Genomic DNA, 5,870 nt, shown 5'->3' with positions numbered 1-5,870 from the left:
GCTTTGTGTCTGCGCCGTTTCAGGGGGCAGGGCAAACCCCGTTCCATCTGTTGGCAGCACTGGAGCAAAGGCAACCAACATTTTCGGCAACGGGTTTTCCGTGCCCTCCTGTTGAACAATCCAGGCCCGGCGTAGGCCGGGGATTGTTTCCACCTCCCAGCAGATTTCCGCCCTTCCAACCGGAACGGCCGCAAAGTCCGCCCTGGCGGGTAAAGAGGTATTCGCCTGGAAAACAAAGGCATTTGTATTTACCGGGCGATTCCAACGTTCTTGATGCTCCGTTTCGGAGAAAAGGTGTTTGGAATCCGGCAGAGCATCATAGCGATCCCGTGCCAGCGCCAGGGCATTAGCCAATATTTCCAACTGGGCCAGGCCCGGATCGTGTGCACTGCTTATAGTCCAGGTTGCCCCGCTGAAAAAGCCCGCATAGTCTTGAGCCTCTTGCAGGAACCGTTCATATTGGGCGGAAATGGCGTGTTTTTTCATGCCTGGCTCGTAAGGAGCTATAGGTGGATGTCAAGGTCTGACAAACGGAACAATGAGGCTGAGTTCAAGGGGGGGATTATGGATTCAGTGTCTTCCTGGTCATGTGTGGCAATAACGAAATCCTTCTCTCTGCCCGGGCTTGTCAAAACAAGATCATCAATTTTTTCCAGCCAGGAAAGACCGCGCAGGGCTTGCAGCACATCCATTCTGACCAGAGGCCGCCCTAAAACGGTTTCGCACGGGGCAAAGGCCCAGGGTGAAACTGCTCTGTACAGCGCCTGTCGCACGTCCATTGCGGCTTCAAAACTGTCTTTCGCAGGATCACGCCCGGCTTTCAAACGCAGATACAGATTTTCATAGTGCGGTTGCAGTACATAGATTCGCACATGGGGTGAAGCGCGCTCGTGCAGGAATTCTTCAATTTGATGTAACAGTTTGGGGTCGGCATAGCACGGTAAGGCCGGATCAAGCACAAACCCGCAGGATACGGTATTTTTTGTATCTAAAGTTTCTGGTGGCAAAACAATTCTGGCCCCTTCCTGCGGTGCAAAAATGACCACGGCGACAGAGCCGGGGCGTTTATCATCCAATGCAGCGTCACAGTGCGGCAGGCAGCGTGCTGCCAGAACTTCAGGAAATTCCCGTAAGACCATACGTTCATAGTCTCTGGGCAAAACAGCCTGCCCGCGATGCGCCAGTTCTTCTGCGCAATTTTGCCAAAATTCTTTTTGCCCTTGCCGAGCCAAGCCGCAGGGGCGCCCTCCGCTGGAAGCATAGGGCTGTATGACGGAAATGTTTTTTTTATTCTGTCTGGCATGTTCTACACCTAGGTTGCCGAGTTCGTTCAACATTCCGGCGGGTAGGGGAAAAGGTCTTTCCTGGCGGCCGGATTGATCTTCCGGGGTGTACACAGCCCAGGCGGCTTGCGCATGCATGCCCTGCAAAGCGAAATCAGGGCGTAAGCCCCAGTTTAGCCGTATATAACGCAGTGGGACGTTTTCGGGCGCAACGTCTTCACCCGTTCCAATCGCATCTTTGTTTACCTCATCCAGAAGCAGGCGCATGATGCCGCTTTGGCGCAGACCGGCTGTTTCATCATAAAGCAGGCGCGCTCCCTGGACGCTCATAGCATTGGCAGTCGGAGCTCCGTCAGGTTCAGCGATGTTTTGCAGCCGGAAGTACAAGGACAGAGGCAGACTTTCCCACGGGTTTTCAAGCTCAGATAGTCCCAGGCACAGGGAATGTTGTGTATAATGGGCGAAAAGACGCGGAGGTTCCACCGCCGATGGGGCAAACTGCGGCCAGGGGTGAGCATGGGCAAGCAGGCTGTGCTCCACGCGCAGGTCATAGTGGGCGTCCGCTTCATAATCCACGCAGAGATCATTCCAGGTCGGTGTGAATGGCGGATTAAGGTCGTGCAGGCGCGGTTTGCCGGTCAGCCAAGCCCAGGTCCGCTTGAACAACGAGGCTTCCATCAGGGTAAATTTTGCCAAAAGAGTGCCGTACGAGGCATGTCCGAACTGGTTGCCCGTGTCACTAAGGCTCCAGCGATAGCTGCGCAATTGACCATCCGGTGGCAGGGGGCAGTTCAGGCTGTTGATGTGACTTCCGTGTAATTCAACCGGACTGCCCGCCGTCTGCCAAACAGCACTTGAGGAATTTTTTTTATACGATGGGGTGAGGTACAATGGTGCAAACTCATACGCTTTAAAATAAACTGCAAAATTTTCCGGCGCGGTCCAATTCCAGCTTAGGCGCATGAAATGGACCGTTTTATCGCACAATTCCGGGATATCCAGCGTAAGGGCCGCGCCTGGAACAGGAAGAGGGCCGAATATTTCCACAGGTATGTCTGGAGTAGCAGGTGCAATCTGACCGGAGGCAAAGCAGGAAAAAGCGCTTGCGCCGTTCACCTGAACAGCCACATGAAGGTTGCCGAGGCTGAAGGCATGCAAAACCTCCCAAAACCGGGACAAGCCCGGCAGCGGCCTCAGCCGGAGGGTTGGGTGCGCGGCGTCCAGACTGTGGATGTCCGCTTGTGGCGTGCAAAGCCCCGGTTGCTCCGCCATCAGAGTCAGGCGCAGGCGTAGTTCCGGTAAAGGGGAAAGATTTGCTGTCGAGGAGGAAAATTCGGATGCGGGTTGCCCCGGCGACGCGGCTTCAGATGATTCCTGCGGCAGTCCTTCAGTTGCAGCCACATCTTTTGCTGGCTTCTCTTTGGCTGTTTCAGGGAGCGAGCTTCCCGACTGTTCTGTTACTACAGAGGCTGGCTGCTCGTGGGGTGAGGCATTAGGCTTGAAAATGGATTCTTGTGGAAAAATCAGGGTCAATTCAGTGCTGTCCGGGGCAATCCAGCCGTCTTGCGCACTGCACGCCACCTGGAAAAGCTCCGGTGTGTTTGTTGCGATATGCCCGTGCTCTTCCCATGCATCTTTCAGCGCGGCAACGGCATCGGGCATGGACTCATCCGGCGTCAGGGTAAAGCGTAATTCAATGTGCCTGTTGCCCCCGGCCAGATGCAGGGCAGGCAATGACAGGAGAGTGAAACAAGCTTTTTGCGCGTCTTTTTGGCTGACTGCTGAAAAGGGTTGCCACAGGCTGTTTTCGGCGGGTTTGGCACAATTACTCCAATGCGTTTCCCGCATCCAGGGGCCGGGCGGATCTGTCGGAGTCAGGGCAAGGACCTCCGGCAGGCAGGCGCAGTTGAGCGGGGTGTCTTCTTCTGTCCGAAATACAATGGGGGGCTCTGAGGCACTGCGCACTTCCGTATGCGCGGGCAGGATGAAGGAGGCCGTGCCCGGTTCAGCCTGAAACAGGAGAAGTGCCCGGTCCGCTCTGGCTTTCATTGGGATGAATCCCATCACCTCCCGGTAAAAATGATCCGCATGCAGGGGGACAAGGCTGTTCATACCCTCCTGCACATGGTGGTATTGCCGGAGAAAGGTCAGCAAAAGCCCGGTATGCGGTTGTAAACGGCCATTGGGACGTTCCAGAAGACCAGCCAGAGCCGCTTCCGCTTGTTCCAGCAAGGAATGGCGGCGCAGGCCCAGTTGCACGGCAGCGCCTGCATACAGGCCCGCGCGTTCCTGGGGCGTGGCGTTGCCTTTTTCCCAAGTTTTCGGCAAATGTGCGCAAGGCGGCAGAGGAAAAAGAAGGCCTGCTTGTTCCAGGTTGTTTACCCAAGTATGCTGCCATGCCTGTTCCTCTTCAATCAGCGCCCGGATAGCGACATCGGCTTGCTGGGGTGACGGTGGCGCTTGCGGAGGATATTGTGGCGCAACGGTTTCCGGTTGTTGCTGTGCCTGTTCCGGTAAGGGGTCGCTGAAGCGATGAGCGAGCACGCCTCTGGCCAGAACCGCGATACGGGCCGGACGATCCGGTTGGGCAGCGGCATCTTCTTTCAAGGCGGACAGGATGAGCAGTGGATCCCGGCGCAGCACATCCGCCCAAGTTCCTGAGGGGGCATCCCCAGATTCAAAAAAGTGAATCAGCCCGGAAAGGCGCAGCACGTGAGCCAGCATGGCCTGTTCGTCTCTGGCGTCCAGCTTGGGCGGTTCGGCAAGGGCGGCAAAGGAGCGCCCGGCCCGGTTCAGGCCAGTAGAGGGAATAGGGTGCGCGCGTGGGCTCATGGGTCTTCCTTCTGGGATAGTACGGCATCAGCCGCCAATTTTTTGTTCCATACGCAGCAGTTTGCCCGTAGATTTGACTCGCAAAACCAGATCCAGAGTCACTTTACCCTCAAGGGGCTCACCTGTGACCTGCACCTCTTCCAGTTCCACGCGCGGTTCAAAAACGGCGAGTGTATCGCCCAGCCGATGCTTCAAGTATTCAGGATTGAACAAAGAGTTGCTGCGGCCGCCAGATGCCTCAAACAGCAGTTCGTGCCAGTCAAAACCGTACTCAGGCAGCAAAAACCGCTCCCCAGGCGAGGTTTGCAGAAGGATGCCCACGCTCTGGGCAATATCCGGCTCTTCCGATACCGTGCGTGTGGCGTCGGAGGATTTGCGAAAGGAGAGGGGGAAATGCCAGGAGGGAGTCATTCGACAACGTCCATATCTGCCGATGGCTCTTGTTCACTTATACCTGGCACAAGGTTTAGATATCTGCATAAGTTTTCAATATGTTCTAATGCAGTACTATCTATCTTGCTTTTATACTTTTCTTTATTAAGAATAATAACAGTAATCATATCTTTCAGAATGGTAAATTTTTGATCTAACAGTGCAATATTTATCTCAGTTTCTATTGTTGAAAAACCACCAAGAGCAGGAGTATGGGATATTATTGGCGGCTGTAATTCTGGTGCTCGAGGTATTGTACTAATTCTTTGTGATCTACGTTTTGGTAAATTATCAGTCGAATCATTTGTCTTAAATGGTTGATCTCCTAGGCAAGTACTCTTTTCAATAATACTATAAAAAATATTTCTTCCTTTATATTCTGAATTGATAGGAGGACAAGAAGGTGTATTTCTTTTATCGTTTGCATCAGTATAGGTATAACTACATTCAATCGTAGCATTAGGATTCATAGATGATAACGGTTCTTTTTTAGGTCTAATAGTGACTGAATACTTTACATCCAGCGCCTGATTCTTTTGAGCTTCTCCCTTGCTTCTTTTCCTTTTTTGCCCAGGCTCTTCGATGGGGTTTAGCACAAGCTTTTTTAGGGGCTCTTCAACCCTATCTGAGTGCTCCTTATTGGCCTTTGCAGTGATAGGGAATAAATTGTGTGCTTTCCCCGGCCCACCAAGGTGATCATTTAATAAATGCCCTCGTTTATAGGTATCTTCATTAAAATTGCTTCGTAAACTGGTCATTATATTTTCTAGCTGCCCGTTTTGTGGCTTTGAGCCCCCGTTGATATCTGCATTATTCTCAAACTCCACTTTCATTCCAGTGGCTACTTTTTCTGTCCCAGATTGTATTTTATTGTTCGCTGAGTCAAAGTACACATACGCCATATCCTGTGTCTTATATTCGAGTTTGGCCATTTCTTTGCCTCGTTCACATTCAGGCTAGTTTATCTTTACCAATCCGCCCTTCACCGTCAGTATATCGCCAGCTTTTAATTCCGCTGTGGCGTTGCCGGAGAGGGCGAGGGCCTGCTTGCCTTCCATTTTCACTTGCAGCCCTTCGCCTTGCAGGTTTTGCGTGGCTTTCAGGGTGATGTTGCCTTTAGCCTGAAGCACAATATCTTTGTTGCTTTCCAGCTTGATGCCGCTTTTATCCATGCTCAGGCTGTTGCCGTTCTTGTCCGTGAGGCTGATCAGCCCGTCCTTGTCGTTGAGGCACACGCTCTGCTTACCCGGAGTCTCAAGGGTGAGGCTTATGCCGCGGGAGAACCCGGCACCGGAGCCCGATCCGGATTTTGCGCCGGCTGAT

The 5,870-nt window shown here is 53.0% G+C and carries 5 protein-coding genes; all 5 read right to left on the bottom strand.

Annotation, left to right across the window (positions count from 1 at the left end; translation table 11 throughout):
• Positions 1-486, bottom strand: a 486-nt coding sequence (locus tag QM579_RS04035; protein WP_414997924.1) for a hypothetical protein, incomplete at its 3' end; no start/stop codon positions are given.
• Between the two features lie 17 nt (positions 487-503).
• Entirely contained in the window at positions 504-4,115 is a 3,612-nt protein-coding gene (locus tag QM579_RS04030) for a hypothetical protein (RefSeq protein WP_414997923.1), read from the bottom strand.
• A 27-nt stretch (positions 4,116-4,142) separates the two neighbouring features.
• Complete coding sequence (locus QM579_RS04025) at positions 4,143-4,526, bottom strand: GPW/gp25 family protein (RefSeq protein ID WP_414997922.1); 384 nt, start codon at positions 4,524-4,526, stop codon at positions 4,143-4,145.
• Positions 4,523-5,479, bottom strand: coding sequence for a hypothetical protein (locus QM579_RS04020; RefSeq protein ID WP_414997921.1), 957 nt, complete (start codon positions 5,477-5,479; stop codon positions 4,523-4,525). Before QM579_RS04020 ends, QM579_RS04025 begins: the two co-directional genes overlap by 4 nt.
• A 24-nt stretch (positions 5,480-5,503) precedes the next feature.
• Positions 5,504-5,870: hypothetical protein (locus tag QM579_RS04015; protein ID WP_414997920.1), on the bottom strand; the 367-nt coding region annotated here is incomplete at its 5' end.

This window comes from Desulfovibrio sp. (genome assembly GCF_047607245.1).
Taxonomy (GTDB): domain Bacteria; phylum Desulfobacterota; class Desulfovibrionia; order Desulfovibrionales; family Desulfovibrionaceae; genus Desulfovibrio.
This window is presented reverse-complemented; position numbering and strand designations above follow the sequence as displayed.